This is a genomic window from Limnobaculum zhutongyuii, assembly GCF_004295645.1.
Classification (GTDB): domain Bacteria; phylum Pseudomonadota; class Gammaproteobacteria; order Enterobacterales; family Enterobacteriaceae; genus Limnobaculum; species Limnobaculum zhutongyuii.
Genome location: NZ_CP034752.1, coordinates 4,169,175 through 4,185,299, shown reverse-complemented (window position 1 = coordinate 4,185,299; position 16,125 = coordinate 4,169,175). Strand labels below are relative to the sequence as shown.

Here is a 16,125-nt window from a genome sequence, read left to right as displayed (position 1 = left end):
CGTTGTGCTACCGGTCGAGATAAACGGAATTTTTATTAATGATCCTCGGTTGAGTCATTTATACTGTGTCTGTACAGGACATTGCGCATAGTGACATGCCGTGGCCTTTCTGAATAAAAAGTCTGACAGGTGCACTTTTCGGCTCGGTGGAGTCGTTATATATAGGATGAACTCTGATGTTAGAACCTCTTGTTATTGCCAAAAGCAATGAGTTAGAGCTGGCGATTCTGCCTGCGCTGGCTAACCGTCATGGATTGATTACCGGAGCAACCGGAACAGGAAAAACCGTCTCGCTGCAAAAAATGGCAGAGAGTTTTTCACGAATTGGCGTACCGGTATTTATGGCCGACGTCAAAGGTGACCTGTCGGGTATCGCCGCCGAAGGGGTAATGAACCCGAAACTTCAGTCACGTCTGGAAGCGCTGAAAGTAACCGATTGGGATCCAGCCGCTTGTCCTACCGTATTCTGGGATGTTTTCGGTGAGAAAGGGCATCCGGTGCGCGCAACGGTTTCCGATATGGGGCCGATTTTGCTTTCCCGTTTATTGAATCTGAATGATGTTCAGTCTGGCGTACTGCAATTAGTGTTTAAAATTGCGGACGATAACGGCCTGTTGCTGCTGGATATGAAAGATCTGCGCTCAATGGTGCAGTTTGTTGGTGATAATGCCAGGCAATTCCAAACCCAGTACGGCAATATCTCCAGTGCTTCCATCGGCGCTATTCAGCGTGGTTTGTTGACGCTGGAACAGCAAGGGGCTGAGAGCTTCTTTGGCGAGCCAATGTTAGATATTTTTGACCTGATAAAAACCAATGCATCAGGTCAGGGGATCGTCAATATTCTGGCGGCAGATAAGTTGTATAACCAGCCTAAACTGTATGCGATCTTCCTGCTGTGGCTGTTGTCTGAGCTATTTGAACACCTGCCGGAAGTGGGTGATATGGACAAGCCGAAGATGGTATTTTTCTTCGATGAAGCCCATTTACTGTTTAACGATGCGTCAACCGCTTTGCTGGAAAAAATTGAGCAAGTGGTACGCCTGATTCGTTCTAAAGGTGTGGGTATCTACTTTGTTACTCAAAATCCACTGGATATTCCGGATAGCGTACTGGGGCAGTTAGGTAACCGGGTACAGCATGCTTTGCGTGCGTTTACACCGCGAGATCAAAAAGCAGTCAGAGCGGCGGCAGAAACCATGCGGGCCAACCCGACATTTAATGCCGAGCAGGCTATTACTGAGTTGGGTGTTGGTGAAGCACTGATTTCATTTTTAGATGAGAAAGGGCGTCCAAATATTGTTGAGCGTGGCTTTGTGATTGCACCTTGTTCTCGTATGGGAGCACTAAGTGATGATGAGCGTAACGGCTTGATTAATCGCTCTCCATTGTACGGCCGTTATGAAGAGATGATCGATCGTGAATCTGCCTATGAAAAACTGATGGCGGGTGCTGGTGTAGCAACACCGGCAGCGAAAGATGCTCCGGTGACTAAGCAAGAAGCTCAACAGAAAGAGAACGAAGATGGCGGTTTACTGGGCAGCCTGAACGATATTCTGTTTGGCACCACGGGCCCACGCGGTGGTAAAAAAGATGGCATAGTACAGACTGCGGCTAAATCGATGACTCGCCAGCTGGGTAACCAGATTGTGAGGGGGATCTTGGGGAGCATTCTGGGTGGTAAGCGTAGATAACTGAAGTTGTGAGCAGAATGAGTTAGGGTCAGTGGATATTCCGGCCGTAATAACAAAGTGCCCATATAGCCTTTGTGCTCGGCCGGAAGGGCATTTGTACTTAGCTACGGAGTGCGTCGGGCCTAGGCTGCCTACGGGCACTTCGTTGGCTTACGCCAAGTCGACCCCCACGGCACCCTCTCCCTCCGTTTGGCTGTTTTTAAACACAAATATCTAACGACCAATGTCAAAAATAGCGGCTTAATGCCGCTATTTTTGTTGATTACATCTGCCAGCTAAACCGAATTGCTATTCGTCGGCTTCGAACCAGTCGGTATTGCGTTGGGAAATGGTGGTAACGGTGGAGATCATCTCTCCGAGGTGTTGTTTCATTGCGGCTTCTGCCGCATCGGGATCGCGTTTTTCCAGCCCGTTATAGATTTTGTAGTGCTGCTCGATCAGGCTTTCTGGTGGAGAAACATCAGCCAGACTCATAAACCGTACACGGTCCATGGTCGCTTTAATGGTTTCGATAGTTTCCCATGCCATGGGACAATCGATTATTTGAGTGAAAGTGCGATGAAACTCATCGTCTAACTCTAAAAATTCTTTGATACGTTTATTGCTGGCAGCAAGCTCCTGACGATGGAGATTGTGCTTCAGCTGCATCAAGTGTTCAGGGGTGATGGCTAACGCTGCCCGGCGAATAATGGCTATTTCTACCGCTTCGCGGATAAAACGCCCATCAGATACACGCTTGGCGGAGATCTTCATTACGAAGGTGCCACGCTGTGGCAGAATCTGGACTAGCCCAGTTTCTGACAGTTTGATAAACGCTTCTCTGACAGGTTGCCGAGATACATTGAAGCGAGTTGAGATCTCTTTTTCTGACAGTAAAGTACCCGGACGAATTGTACAATCAACGATCTCCTGCCTTAACAGGCGGTAGATTTGCTGATTCACAGGTTCACTGGTAGCGAATGGGTAAGCAATGGTCATTGATGTCGATAGAGCTCTTACTGTAGTTAGCAACTTTCCGCATTATAGCGGGATTTCACGGATAATTCGCCAAAATTCTTATGGAAAAGCGTCATTTTTTAACAAATCTAATTGAGTAGCGAACGAATATTTTCACCGGAATAAATTAACCAGTGAAGCAGAACAATAGTTATTCAACAAAGAACGGGTTGGTTCTGACTATTAAACTGATTTCTTACCCACAAACCGTTTCAGATACCAATGAACCTATCATGATTAGAGCACATTTAATTTGATCTTTGGCGTGTAATTCAGCAATTCGTTAGTGTGTCAGGTAAGTGTTTACACACAAATTAAAATGACAGAAATGTAATCTGCACATTGGCGGTTTGTCATTCGGACATTGTTATTCTTTTTGCAACTTACTGGGCGATTAAGCCAGCGATGATTTGTCATAAAAGGAATAACTTATGCGTCGATTAACCGGAGGTCTATTTTTCATTTGGGCAGTGACTTTTCTGTTTTCATTGCCTGCAACATTCGACTTTTTTTTCTGGCGACGCCAGATTATTTTATTGACCGGTATTCTTAGCTTTGGCTATATGAGTGTTGCGATGTTATTGGCTATCCGCCCCGCCTGGCTTGAAAAACGGCTGAACGGGTTGGATAAAATGTATCGTCTGCATAAATATCTGGGAATTGGATCATTGGTGGCGTTATCAGCCCACTGGTTGGCGTTTAAAGCCGGTAAATGGCTGACGCAGGCGGGTGTCGTGCAACGGCCTTTTCGCCCCGAAGCACCAGGGATTAACTGGCATGCCATCGCCAATGATATTGGTGAATGGGCGTTTTATGCTTTTATCGTTTTTGCGTTGGTAAGCCTGCTAAAAGTCGTCAGCTATAAAAGATTCGTGATTCTGCATAAATTGGCTGGCGTCATATTTATCGCCGGAGCCGTTCATGGCGCGATGTCATTAAAATATCTGATGAATACGATGTTGTATGATATAGCGATTATCGCCATGGCATTAGTGGGTTGTTATTGTGCTTTGCTATCACTGACCAGCCAAATCGGTAGTAACAAAAAGGTCAACGGTACGGTGACTCATGTTGAGCGTTATGCAGATAATGCCGTCCATTTTCAGATAACGGTTAACCAACCGATGAAGTATCAGCCCGGTCAGTTTGCCTATCTCAATTTTCATGATGGCGAATCCCCTCATCCTTTTACCGTGGTTAACTATGACAAGCAGCAAAAAATCATCGAAATAGCGGTTAAAGCGTTGGGTGACTATACCGCTAAACTGGTGAATCACTTGCAAACAGGGCAGCAGGTCGAAGTTGAAGGTGGTTATGGTAAATTCTTGCTGTCAGATAAGAAGAAACAGGTATGGGTTGGCGCTGGTATTGGGGTTACACCATTTATTGCCTGGCTTGAATCGATGGCGTCTGGCAGCAATGCTCAAACGTCAGCTGAGAAAATTATATTTTTCTACTGTGCCAGAAACCGGCAAGAGGCCTTTTTTATTGAGCGCCTGCAGCGTTTAACCCGACGGATTTCTCATGTAGAACTGCGAGTATTGCTGGCGGACGACGGGGAGCTATTAACGCCGGAAGAGATTATTCATCTGATGGATAACTGCACCGATTACTCGGTTAGCTTTTGTGGCCCTGAACTGTTTGCCGAACATTTAAAGAAAGGGTTATCAGCGTCAGGATGGTGTCAGAGTCAGTTTCACCATGAAATATTTTCAATGCGTTGATGGCTCATTTTACCAAGCCAGATGAAGGCGAGGTTTTTATATTGATTTACATCCTCAGAGCCATTATTCATCATGGCTCTGATTTAATCGTTTTAAGTGAGGCAGATGCAAAAAAATCTGTTGGTATGCATAAGGTAAATGGATAACCACTATGAAAATATTATTGGTAGAAGATCAGAAAATGGCATCGGAATACATCGCCCGAGGGCTCAAAGAGCAAGGCATGGTGGTCGATATTGCGGCCAATGGTCCCGATGGTTTGCACTATCTGTTAACCAATGAATATGATTTGGCGATTCTGGACGTTATGCTGCCCGGCCTGAGCGGTTGGGATATTCTGGAAATGGCGCGTAAAGCGGGTAAGCAAACTACGGTAATGTATTTGACCGCCAGAGATAATGTCGAAGATAGGGTTCGAGGCCTGGAACTGGGAGCCGATGACTACCTGATAAAACCGTTTTCCTTTAGTGAGTTGTTGGCACGCATTCGCGTTATTCAGCGGCGCCAGATTGATCCACAACAGCCGGAATCTACGGTATTGCGGGTGGCCGATCTGGAACTCGATTTATTGAAACATCAGGCTTATCGGCAGGGTAAACGCCTGGAACTGACACCAAGAGAATTCACATTATTAAGTTTGCTGATGCGCCGCAGTGGTGAAGTGTTATCCCGTATTGTGATATCCGAAATGGTCTGGGATATGAATTTTGACTCCGGAACCAATGTGGTAGATGTGGCTATTCGTCGATTACGTACCAAAGTCGATGACCCCTATTCGGTCAAATTGTTACACACTATTCGGGGGGCCGGTTACGTGATGGAGTTAAGAGATGAAACTGTTTGATATCCGTAGCTGGTCGTTAACCCAACGACTGAGTATCTTTTTTACTCTGGCGATGACCATTATCGTGTTGATTGTTTCAGCGATTGCCTTTACCGCATTAGTGGAACAATTGAAGAAAAAGAACCACCTTGAATTAACCAATATTCTTCAGTCACAAAGCAGCGTTATCGAAAATATCCATGATAATCGTAAGTTAAGGGTCTGGCAGCAGCGCTGGTTTGAAAATATCGATCCGGACAAGCGCGCGTTTTTGCGGGTGATTATGCCGAACGGGCAGGTGTTTGCGGAATCTCCACAACTGACGATTGCGTCGGAGGAATTTCCTGATGCTAATGAGGCGTTCAACTATAAAATAACCTTCTCTAAGCAAGGAGAACGTAAGAGTAAAATGCTGTTGGGCAGCCGCAAGGTGGCTCAGGCTAATGGGCAAGTATGGTTGGTACAGGCAGCGCTGAATGTTAGTCAGGAACGGGAAATTCTGGATCTTTGTCTGGATATTCTAAAAGTGGTGGTATCCGCTGCACTGGTTATTTCGGCATTGCTTGGATGGCTGATCGTGCGAAGTGGTCTCAAGCCATTAAATATTCTGAATAAGCAAATACAGAATATCCATGTAGAACGGCTCAATACTCGTATCGGCCAACAGAAGTGGCCCAGAGAACTAAAAGAACTGGCCGCTTCTTTTGACGATATGCTTGGTCGATTAGAAAGCTCTTTTGCCGAACTATCCCGCTTCTCATCGGATATTGCTCACGAATTCCGCGCCCCCATCAATAATATGGTGGCCGCCGCCAGCGTGACGCAATCTCTGCCTCGTACTCCGGAAGAATATCAGGATACGCTGGAGAAAATTATGGAGGAGGGAGAACGACTCTCCCGAATGATCTCTTCCATGCTGTTTCTTGCCAGAGCAGATAACTCGCGGGAAGTTATTCATATTGAGCCGGTTTCAACGTTGATGTTGTTTAATCAGGTGGCTGAATTCTTTAGCGGTTTGGCTGAAGAGAGACAGATTGAGTTATCGACTTCTGGTGATTACATCATGCAAGCTGACGTGATGTTATTGCGGCGGGCATTTTCTAATCTGGTTGATAACGCATTACGCTATACCCCGGTAGGGGGGAAAATCACACTGGCAGCAGAAAGGGAGAACGATCGCCTGATTCTGTCGGTGACTGATACCGGTGAAGGCATTGAACCACTGCACATCGATCACATATTTGAACGTTTTTACTGTGCTGATAGCGCAAGAAGCTCGAATGAAAGTACGGGTCTGGGGCTGGCTCTGGTGAAATCCATTGTAGAGCTGCATAACGGTACTATTTGGGTGGAAAGTGAAGTGGGGCACGGTAGTCGTTTCGTGATGAGTTTTCCGTTTGTTTAGTTTTGAACTATAAGAAATAGCCACCTGGGTGAGTGGGACACAGACTGCTGACAAACCAGAACAATTGGCCTCAATGAATATTCCGGTCGTAAAATCTAAAATTGTTTATATTGGCTTTGTGCTCGACCGGAAGACCGTCTGACTTGGCTTCAACGTGTGTCGGGCCTGGCCTCCCTACGGGCGCTTCGTTGGCTTACGCCAAGTCGACCCCCACGGGAGTCCCTCCCGACAATCGGCTATTTTAAAACACAAAACTGAATAAACCAGACTTTATCATTGCTCTGAGCCACCCAAGGGGTGGCTATTTACGAACTGATAAATTGGATGGTTTATCAAAACTGCTTAACCAGTAAAGCAACGCTCTGCCTGGCACCAGACTGTAACAACTGCAGATAGGCTTCAGTTACGGCCGTAACAAAGCGAGCATTTTGTGGTAGCGCTTTGCCAAACACCACTTCCAGTGACAGCAATGCTTTTACCCGTTCAGCCCCTTCTTCACTGGTAGCAACCAATGCTTTTAGCTGTTCCAGCAGCGGATCGCTAACTTCAATCGCTTGTCCTTGCTCATCAATACCACCAACGTAACGCATCCAGGCTGCAATACCCAGCGCCAGACAGTCAAAGCGACTGTTATGGGCAAGATGGTAGCGTACTGAATCCAACATACGCTGCGGTAGCTTCTGCGTTCCATCCATTGCGATTTGCCAGGTACGGTGCTTCAGAGCTGTATTACGATAGCGATTAAGCAGAGAGTCGGCATAGGCTTCCAGATCGACCCCCTGAGTTCGCAACGTTGGTGCCTGTTCACTTAGCATCAGATGGCGCGCAGCAGTGGCGTAGTTGTCATCTTGCATACAGTCGTTAATATGCTGATATCCAGCCAGATAGCCAAGATAGGCCAGAAATGAATGGCTGCCGTTTAGCATACGCAGTTTCATCTCTTCAAATGGCAACACGTCTTGTACCAGCTCGGCCCCGGCTTTTTCCCACTCTGGACGGCCATTAACAAAGTTATCCTCAATCACCCACTGGCGGAACGGTTCGCAGGCCACGCCTGCGGGGTCGTTAATTCCACCAAGCTGCTGAGTGATTTTCTCCAGCGTTTCCGGGGTAACGGCAGGTACAATGCGGTCCACCATGGTCGACGGGAAGCTGACGTTAGTTTCAATCCAGTTTGCCAGTTGAGCATCCTGAAGACGGGCTAACGCCAGAACCACATTGCGGGTGACATGACCATTTTCCGGCATGTTATCGCAGGACATCACACTAAAAGCAGGAAGATTACGGTCGCGACGCAGTCGTAAAGCCTGAACAATTGCGCCGGGCGCTGATTTTGGCGTTGATGGGTTAGCAATATCATGCTGAATCAGCGGGTGATCTTCGATTAGCGTGCCGGTAGCTGGCTGATAGCAATAGCCTTTTTCAGTAATGGTAATAGAAACGATGGCAATCTCTGGCTGTGCCATGGCTTCCAGCACGCTGTTGATACCATCGACTTCACCATGAATAGCACGGCGAACCACGCCCACCACGCGGCCTGACCAGCCTTCAGAAGCCATTTCTGCCACTGAATACAACAGATCTTGTGAGTTTAAATCGCTAATCTGCTGTTCACCGCCAATCAGATTAACTTCACAATATCCCCAGTTGCTGCCGTATTCTGATGCCAGAATGTCGGCATAAACTGCCTGATGGGCGCGGTGAAACGCGCCGAAGCCTAAATGCACAATTCGAGTCTGTAGTCTGGTTCTGTCGTAGCCAGGCACTACGACATTTTTCGGCAGATTGCGTAATGATGTGTTTGATAAATTCATATCGTTCGGTTCACCTGTTAAAAGATAAATAAGCGTTGTTCTAATTAAACTTCTGCCGCACTACGGCGAACATCAACCGCAGATGCCTCGTGAGCTGGGACTTCCGCCGCATCTCTTGGATCGCTCAGATCGCGATCTTTTACTTCAGGCATACAGATAGCTGAAATTAAACCGATAGATGAATAGACAATAATCATCACCACGATTGGCCACCAGGAGTCGGTCATATTACAGAAGATTCCTGCCAGTACCGGGCCAAAACCTACCGCAACCAGACCACCGGTCTCTTTAGAAATTGCCATCCGGGTAAAGCGATTACGTGAGCCAAACATTTCGGCCATGGTAATGTTTTCAAGGGCGAACAGACCCAGTACCGCAACGTTATGAATAATGATAATGCAGGCCATAATCACGTTAACTTCACCGGTTTTATCAACAATCATTGAGATCATTGGATAGGCTAAGATGATGGCACTGATGCTCAGAACGATATAAGGCAAACGACGACCAATTTTGTCAGACAGCCAGCCCAATAGGGGAATGGTCAGGAACCCAAGAATTGAGCTAATCATTAACGCATCGGTTGGAATACGTTTTTCAAATAGCAGGGTTTGTACTAAATAACCGGCCAGGAAGGTCTGAATTAAGCCAGAGTTACCCGCCTGCCCAAAACGCAAGCCGGTTGCCAGCCAGAAGGATTTGCTGGTGAACATAGAAAGAATTGAGCTTTCTTCTGAAGCGGCTTTTTTCGCGGCTGCGGTTTCTGTCGCCGCGTTTTCGCTGGCCTGCTCAAATACCGGGCTCTCTTTCAGGTTCATTCGTAACCAAACCGCAAAGATCATAACAACCACACTGGACAGGAACGGAATACGCCATCCCCAGTCAAGCAGTTGCTCTCTGTCGAGCATAACAAACATCACCGCCCAAATAGCCGTGGCGCTTAATGTTCCGCAGTTGGTTCCCATCGCTACCAGTGAAGAGATAATGCCGCGTCTACCTTTAGGCGCATACTCTGCCAGCATGGTGCCTGCACCAGAGATTTCGGCTCCCGCGCCCAGTCCCTGAATGATACGTAAGGTAATCAGTAACAGTGGTGCGAAGATGCCAATTTGAGCGTAGGTAGGTAATACCCCAATCAGCGTGGTACAGATACCCATCATGGTGATGGTGATAAACAGGACTTTCTTTCTGCCGATGGTGTCACCCATTCTGCCGAAGATAAAGGCACCAACGATACGTGCGATATATCCCGCACCGTAGGTCCCCATCGCCAGAATCAGCGCCATAGCTGCCGATTGTTCAGGGAAAAAAATCTCATGGAAAACCAGCGCGGCACCCAGTGAGTACAGCTGAAAATCCATAAATTCGAGGGCGGTTCCCAGCCAGCCGGAAACCGCGGCCTTAACCAGGTCAGAAGTACTTCTTTCCGGTTTGTTATTTGTTGATTCCATGCTTTTAGTCATATTTCTGCTCTCTACAGTTGTTGTTATATATACAGAAAAGGTTTGGGTACAGAGGTTTTCTGTTAAAACTTCAATAAAACTTTGCAACAGAACTTAGGATCCTTTTCGAATATCTCCATTGCTTCAACGACTTGTGTGTAATCAAATTGATGAGTAATCAGTTTTTCAGGATGGATTTTTTTGCTGTTCATCCAGTCAATAACCATCGGGAAACGATTACTGTTGAGGCGAGAGCTATGAATCGTCAGCTCTTTACTGGTGATACCCTGTTGATTAATGACGCAAGGGTCAGAAGAGAAACCCATAATGCCAATACGAGCTGCTGGTGATGCTAAACCAATGGCTTCTGGCAGAATTGACGGGTGGCATGCAGCATCAATAATCAGCGTCGGGCGGATACCCAGCTTTGCCAGCTCTGCGCTCAGGTCGATATCGGTATTGTTGATAACGCGATCGGCTCCGTTCTCTTTGGCCATGGCTAAGCGCTCGTCGATACGATCTGCAACAATGATCTCCTTAACGCCATACACGCCACGCAGTGCCTGAATAGAAGTCAAACCCATTGGACCTGCGCCATAAACCAGAGCAACATCCAGAGGGCCAGGGTTCATTTGACTACAGATATTTGCAGCAATGGTAAAAGGCTCAATCATCGTTGCTTCCCGATCCGGGATGCTGTCAGGAACGATATGGGCATTCCTTGCCGGTAACGTGATATATTCACTGAATCCGCCGTCCCGATGTACACCAATAACTTGTAAAGAGGTGCAAACATTCGGACGGCCTACCGAACAAGGGTAGCAATGGCCACAACTGACTACCGGATCGCCAACGACACGTTGGCCAACACGAGATTTATCTACGCCTTCACCTACCGCATCAATACGACCAAAGAATTCATGACCGATGACTCGCGGATATTTAGCAAAAGGGTTATGGCCGCGATAGATATGTACATCGGAACCACAGATACCGGCACTTTCTACCCGCAAACGCACTTCGCCAACCTGTGGCTGTGGTACCGGGCGATCTTCAATGACTAAAACTTCGGGTTGTTGAATGACTACGCTTTTCATGTTGTTCTCCTTAATCACCAGTTCCACAGCGTGCCGTCAGTTAAACGGGCAACCGGCAAGTAGGCAGCTTCATAGGGATATTTGGCAGCCAGTTTTTCATCGAAATCGATACCCAGACCCGGTTTATCGCTTGGGTGCATGTAGCCATCATCAAAGGTCCAGTTGTGTGGGAAGACCTCTAACATTTGCTCGGAGTAGCCCATATATTCCTGTACACCAAAGTTCGGTACCCACAGGTCAAAATGCAGTGCTGCCGCGTGGCAAATTGGTGAAAGGTCGGATGGGCCATGGGAACCGGTACGTACCTGATACATGGCAGCGAAGTCAGCAATGCGACGCATATGGGTGATGCCACCGGCATGGGTGATGGTAGTACGGATATAGTCGATCAGTTGTTCTTCAATTAGCTGTTTGCAGTCCCAGATACTGTTGAACACTTCACCCACGGCGATAGGGGTAACGGTATGCTGACGGATCAGACGAAAACACTCCTGATTTTCCGCCGGTGTTGGGTCTTCCATCCAGAACATGCGGTAGTCTTCAATGCTTTTGCCAAAACGAGCCGCTTCAATTGGTGTCAGGCGATGGTGCATGTCATGCAGCAGATGTTCATCAAAACCAAACTTATTACGTACTGCATCAAACAGTTTTGGTGTGAAATCCAGATATTTCTCGGTAGACCACAGCTGCTCTTCCGGATAGTGGCCTTTGGTGGCTGGTTCATAAGCCAGGTTTTTACCTTTGCTTAAACCATAGGTGGTTTTCATTCCCGGTACGCCACACTGAACGCGGATGGCCTTAAAGCCCATCTCTTTATGCTTAGCGTAGTCTTCCAGCACTTCATCAATAGTGCGGCCGGTGGTATGGCAATACACCATAACTCCGGTGCGTGAGGCGCCACCGAGTAGCTGATAAAGCGGCATATTTGCTGCTTTGCCTTTGATATCCCACAGTGCCATATCAATGGCAGAGATAGCGGACATCGTGACTGGACCGCGACGCCAGTAAGCGCCTTTGTAGAAAAATTGCCAGATATCTTCGATTTGATGAGCGTCGCGGCCAATCAGTTGTGGGCAAAGATGATCTTTAAGGTAGGAGGCAACGGAGAGCTCACGTCCATTGAGGGTGGCATCACCTATGCCATAAATGCCTTCATCGGTAGTGATCTTGACGGTAACAAAGTTACGGCCCGGGCAGGTTACAAAAACTTCAGCCTTTACAATTTTCATAATGCATCCATCCTGACGGAATAAGAGAACTAATTCGGTATAGAAAGTAAGCACAAGATACTTCTGGATTAACTACCATACAAGTAGGTCTAGAATGTTTATAAAGGAAAGTTTGAGATCTGTGACCAAAATCACCGTGGTAGCGACAACACGGCATGATTAATTATTTAATAATAATGAATTGTTATTTATCGAATCTATTTTAATAATTAATTTATTGTTAATGAATAAAGGATTTTTATTGATATTTTTATCTATACAAATTGATTTTATATGCAATCTTGGTAGTGTGGAGTCATTCGCGGTGAAATTAATAGGGTTGTTTTATGGATAGTAATTCGTCAGTTAATCGCAATACTTTTGATAACGTTATGTTACCCGTATATGCGCCAGCGGCCTTTGTTCCGGTTAAAGGCAAGGGAAGCCGAGTCTGGGATCAGCAGGGAAATGAGTATATCGACTTTTCCAGCGGTATTGCGGTTACCGCTCTGGGACATTGCCATCCTGCTTTAGTTAAAGCACTGAATACCCAAGGTGAGATGATTTGGCATACCAGTAACCTGTTCACCAACGAACCAGCTTTGCGGCTGGCCCGGAAACTGATTGATTCAACCTTTGCCGATCGGGTGTTTTTTGCCAATTCGGGTGCTGAAGCCAATGAAGCCGCATTTAAGCTGGCCCGTCGTTATGCGATTACTCGCCATAGTCCTTATAAAACCAAAATTATTGCGTTTAATAACGCCTTTCATGGCCGCACCCTGTTTACCGTTTCCGTTGGTGGGCAGCCTAAATACTCCGATGGCTTTGGCCCAAAACCAGCGGATATTGTGCATATTCCTTTTAACGATCTGGATGCGGTTAAAGCGGTTATTGATGATCATACCTGTGCCGTGGTATTGGAACCGATTCAGGGAGAAGGGGGTATCACCCCGGTTGATGCCGAGTTTTTACGTGGCGTCAGAGAACTGTGTGACCAATATAAAGCGCTGTTAGTATTTGATGAGGTACAGTCAGGTATGGGTAGAACCGGTTCACTGTTTACCTATATGCAATACGGCATTGTTCCGGATATTTTGACCTCTGCCAAAGCGCTGGGAGGTGGTTTCCCAATTAGCGCTATGCTAACTACTGATGACGTCGCGCAAGTGATGGAACCCGGCGTTCACGGCACTACCTATGGCGGCAACCCGCTGGCCTGTGCGGTAGCAGAAGCGGCATTTGATGTGATCAATACGCCAGAGGTGCTGTCAGGTGTGCAATCACGCTATGAGTATATCGTCACCCGTCTGGAAGAAATTAATCAGCTCTATCATGTATTTACCGACATTCGTGGCTTGGGTTTGTTAATCGGTGCGGAACTGCAGCCCGGCTATCAGGGCATGGCGAGAGAGTTTCTTGCTGCGGCAGTAGAAAATGGCCTGATGTTACTCAATGCCGGCCCTAACGTAATCCGTTTTGCTCCATCTCTGGTTATCCCGGAAAAAGATCTACAACAGGGGATGGATTGCTTTGAAAAAGCGGTAAAACAAATGGTTGAGGCTAAGGGGAAATAATTAAAACGGGAAATAGTTATGAACGAGCGGAGTTAATCTGAGGGAGAGACCGCCGTTGGGGTCGACTTGGCGTAAGCCAACGAAGTGCCCCTAGGCGGGCTAGGCCCGAAGCACTCCGAAGCTGAGTACGTAGCCCTTCCGGCCGAGCACAGTGATGATATGAATACATGGTGTTTACGGCCGGAATATCCACCGAGGTAAATTTTCAAAAAATTACCAGCTACCCCTCTTCTCTCAATCTCCGCTTCAACCACATTCCATGATGTGGCCTCTGCTGCCACGCCAGTGAAGAAATAGTATGCATTGTCGTAAGGTGCGCCAGTATCCGTTCGATATGTTTTTCCATTGAGGTTTCTGATAACTCATCCTTATCCCCGGATTCCACAATAGGCAATATGCTGGTATCACCGCTGGGACCGTCATATTCCAGACGTTGCTGACAGGTCTGAATCAAAATCTCACAGGTGTTTAAATAATTCTGTGCTAACGCCGGAACCAAGACGTATTGGTCCCGGGCGATAGTGGTCATTGCATTCAGGTGCTCAACTAAAAACTGGCTATGGGTAACCCACAGGCGCATATCGGCTAAATAGCGAGTATTAAACCCCGGTTCCTGCATGGCCTGATTCAATGCGGTAAAAAGCGTATTGTGAGCCTGGTTAACCTTCATTCGGGTATAAGCCAGTTCAGCAATATCATTGGTCCGATTAAATATTTGCCGCAGATGCTGTTGATAGGTCTCCAGCGCATTGTGAGCATTTTTACGTAATAACGCACTTTGCCATTGAGGCCATAACCACAGGCTACTGGCAAATGCCAGCATACAGCCAATAACCGTATCGATCAGGCGCGGCAACAGGTAATTCATACCGCTGTTAGAGATAATCTGTAAGGTATAGAGGGCGGTAATGGTGAATCCAATGACTGCAATACCATAATTTTTACGCACTATCAGATAAGAGCAAAACGTCAGAACTAACATCAAAATCAACATCAGATTTTGCGAGTAGTAGAGATGCAAAATTGCTGCTCCGGCAAGAATACCGATCATGGTGCCCAGTGAGCGGTGCTGAATTCGAATTCGGGTCGCGTTATAGCCATTTTGGCTAACCACCATAATGGTCATCAGTATCCAGTAGGGCTTAGGCAGATTGAGCGTCAGACCAATTCCGGCACCTGCCGCTAATGTAAGACCAAGACGTGCGGCATTTCTGAGAGCGGCAGATTTAAGCGAACAATAATTTTTTAGCGCTTGCCAAAAAGGAAGACGATTTTGTATCGGCATCAATGTGTGGTTGTATAACGGCTTTTGACGGCTAAGCAAGCGGGCAATGCGACTGAAATGATAATAACAAAAAGCCCCAACCGGATTATCAGGATGCTGTCTGGTAATTTTCTCCAGTGCTGATAATTCCGTCTCCATACTGAAAGGCGTTGGGCGTCGATGATAGAGGATATCATCAGCTAATACCTGTAAGCGTTGACTAATAGATTTTGCATTATGACGAATAATAGCTTCGGCCTGACTTTGCTCAACCAGCTTTTGTACTTCCGCAGGCTGGTGCAGGCTGACGGTAATGTGCTCCTGCAAATCGAGAGCCACCTGAAACGCCTGAATTAATCGCCGATGACGAGGGTGCTTCAGATTGGGAATCATATAGATTTGCTGATAAATCAACGTGATGATATCCATCACTTTCTGTTGGCGTAACAGTAGGGGAGGGAGTGCTTTTTCAGGATCGGTATGTTGGGTTAATAAGCTGTATTTCTCTTCAAAATAGTAAGCTAACTGACGAAAAAGCAGGCTAAGTGATTCTCGCATGGGTTGTTCTTGCCAGAGCCGAAACCACAGGTGGATAAATAAACCATACCAGAACGTGCCAATGGCAAATAATATGGCTACTCGCCAGATAGGTAAATTCCCCGCCATACTGAGCGTAAAAATGGCGGTCACTAATGCCGCAGGCATTAATCGTCCATAAAGCGGACTGATTTCCGCCGTTACACCAAACAGGAGGGTCAGAATAAGCATGCAGAACGGCAGCGGAACTGACCACAGCAGCAGAAACTGTAACAATACACTGCTAATAACAAACAGTGAGCCACCAATAGCCAGCCGTTTGAAAAAGTGTTTATGGGGAGTGTCGAGACCACCAATACTGCAGCAGGCAGGAACAAGGGAGAGTAAAAAGCCGGTTGCCAGATCGTCGAGTAGCCAAAACAGCAAGACAGGCAAACAGAGAACTAAAGTTTGGCGCAGAGCATAATTGACTTCTGGATGATAAATGACTCGTCGCCACATAGGCCTCCCCGGGAAAAGAAAGCGGATATGGCATTTGGAGGCCGTAAAC

General features: G+C 46.9%; 11 protein-coding genes. 5 read left to right on the top strand and 6 right to left on the bottom strand.

Features of this window, described 5'->3' with window-relative positions; all coding sequences use genetic code 11:
- Positions 1–176: 176 nt before the first annotated feature.
- Complete coding sequence (locus EKN56_RS18735; protein ID WP_130593174.1) at positions 177–1,691, top strand: helicase HerA-like C-terminal domain-containing protein; 1,515 nt, start codon at positions 177–179, stop codon at positions 1,689–1,691.
- A 288-nt stretch (positions 1,692–1,979) separates the two neighbouring features.
- Here EKN56_RS18735 and EKN56_RS18730 read toward each other — a convergent pair whose 3' ends face one another.
- Positions 1,980–2,669: a GntR family transcriptional regulator gene (locus tag EKN56_RS18730; RefSeq protein WP_130593173.1), complete on the bottom strand. Its 690-nt coding sequence runs from the start codon at positions 2,667–2,669 to the stop codon at positions 1,980–1,982.
- 449 nt (positions 2,670–3,118) lie between these two features.
- Between EKN56_RS18730 and EKN56_RS18725 the strand changes: the two genes are divergently transcribed.
- From EKN56_RS18725 to EKN56_RS18715, 3 genes are all read left to right on the top strand, one after another.
- A complete protein-coding gene (locus tag EKN56_RS18725; protein WP_130593172.1) occupies positions 3,119–4,411 on the top strand; it encodes a ferredoxin reductase family protein in 1,293 nt (430 codons plus the stop codon).
- Positions 4,412–4,562: 151 nt separating this feature from the next.
- A complete protein-coding gene (locus EKN56_RS18720; RefSeq protein ID WP_130593171.1) occupies positions 4,563–5,255 on the top strand; it encodes a heavy metal response regulator transcription factor in 693 nt (230 codons plus the stop codon).
- Complete coding sequence (locus EKN56_RS18715) at positions 5,242–6,639, top strand: heavy metal sensor histidine kinase (protein ID WP_130593170.1); 1,398 nt, start codon at positions 5,242–5,244, stop codon at positions 6,637–6,639. The genes EKN56_RS18720 and EKN56_RS18715 overlap by 14 nt, the downstream gene beginning before the upstream one ends.
- A gap of 332 nt (positions 6,640–6,971) precedes the next feature.
- On the opposite strand, the gene EKN56_RS18710 is transcribed toward EKN56_RS18715, so the two are convergent.
- The 4 genes from EKN56_RS18710 to manD form a co-directional block, all read right to left on the bottom strand.
- Complete coding sequence (locus tag EKN56_RS18710; protein ID WP_130593169.1) at positions 6,972–8,453, bottom strand: mannitol dehydrogenase family protein; 1,482 nt, start codon at positions 8,451–8,453, stop codon at positions 6,972–6,974.
- 44 nt (positions 8,454–8,497) lie between these two features.
- Positions 8,498–9,904, bottom strand: coding sequence for an MFS transporter (locus EKN56_RS18705; protein WP_130593778.1), 1,407 nt, complete (start codon positions 9,902–9,904; stop codon positions 8,498–8,500).
- Positions 9,905–9,978: 74 nt separating this feature from the next.
- Positions 9,979–10,992, bottom strand: a complete 1,014-nt coding sequence (locus EKN56_RS18700; protein ID WP_130593168.1) for a Zn-dependent oxidoreductase — start codon at positions 10,990–10,992, stop codon at positions 9,979–9,981.
- A 14-nt stretch (positions 10,993–11,006) separates the two neighbouring features.
- Positions 11,007–12,221, bottom strand: coding sequence for a D-mannonate dehydratase ManD (manD, locus tag EKN56_RS18695; RefSeq protein WP_130593167.1), 1,215 nt, complete (start codon positions 12,219–12,221; stop codon positions 11,007–11,009).
- 326 nt (positions 12,222–12,547) lie between these two features.
- On the opposite strand from manD, the gene argD reads away from it, so the two are divergent.
- Positions 12,548–13,774, top strand: a complete 1,227-nt coding sequence (gene argD, locus EKN56_RS18690) for a bifunctional acetylornithine/succinyldiaminopimelate transaminase (protein WP_130593166.1) — start codon at positions 12,548–12,550, stop codon at positions 13,772–13,774.
- Positions 13,775–13,994: 220 nt separating this feature from the next.
- On the opposite strand, the gene EKN56_RS18685 is transcribed toward argD, so the two are convergent.
- Positions 13,995–16,076 carry a YccS/YhfK family putative transporter gene (locus EKN56_RS18685; RefSeq protein ID WP_130593165.1) on the bottom strand — a complete coding sequence of 694 codons (2,082 nt, stop codon included), beginning with the start codon at positions 16,074–16,076 and terminating at the stop codon, positions 13,995–13,997.
- Positions 16,077–16,125: the final 49 nt, after the last annotated feature.

Bases quoted from the DNA above. Each gene is read 5' to 3' on its own strand.
- EKN56_RS18720 (WP_130593171.1), top strand. From the start codon at position 4,563: ATGAAAATATTATTGGTAGAAGATCAGAAAATGGCATCGGAATACATC.
- EKN56_RS18735 (WP_130593174.1), top strand. From the start codon at position 177: ATGTTAGAACCTCTTGTTATTGCCAAAAGCAATGAGTTAGAGCTGGCG.
- EKN56_RS18715 (WP_130593170.1), top strand. From the start codon at position 5,242: ATGAAACTGTTTGATATCCGTAGCTGGTCGTTAACCCAACGACTGAGT.
- EKN56_RS18685 (WP_130593165.1), bottom strand. From the start codon at position 16,076: ATGTGGCGACGAGTCATTTATCATCCAGAAGTCAATTATGCTCTGCGC.
- EKN56_RS18725 (WP_130593172.1), top strand. From the start codon at position 3,119: ATGCGTCGATTAACCGGAGGTCTATTTTTCATTTGGGCAGTGACTTTT.
- argD (WP_130593166.1), top strand. From the start codon at position 12,548: ATGGATAGTAATTCGTCAGTTAATCGCAATACTTTTGATAACGTTATG.
- EKN56_RS18710 (WP_130593169.1), bottom strand. From the start codon at position 8,453: ATGAATTTATCAAACACATCATTACGCAATCTGCCGAAAAATGTCGTA.
- EKN56_RS18730 (WP_130593173.1), bottom strand. From the start codon at position 2,669: ATGACCATTGCTTACCCATTCGCTACCAGTGAACCTGTGAATCAGCAA.
- EKN56_RS18705 (WP_130593778.1), bottom strand. From the start codon at position 9,904: ATGGAATCAACAAATAACAAACCGGAAAGAAGTACTTCTGACCTGGTT.
- EKN56_RS18700 (WP_130593168.1), bottom strand. From the start codon at position 10,992: ATGAAAAGCGTAGTCATTCAACAACCCGAAGTTTTAGTCATTGAAGAT.
- manD (WP_130593167.1), bottom strand. From the start codon at position 12,221: ATGAAAATTGTAAAGGCTGAAGTTTTTGTAACCTGCCCGGGCCGTAAC.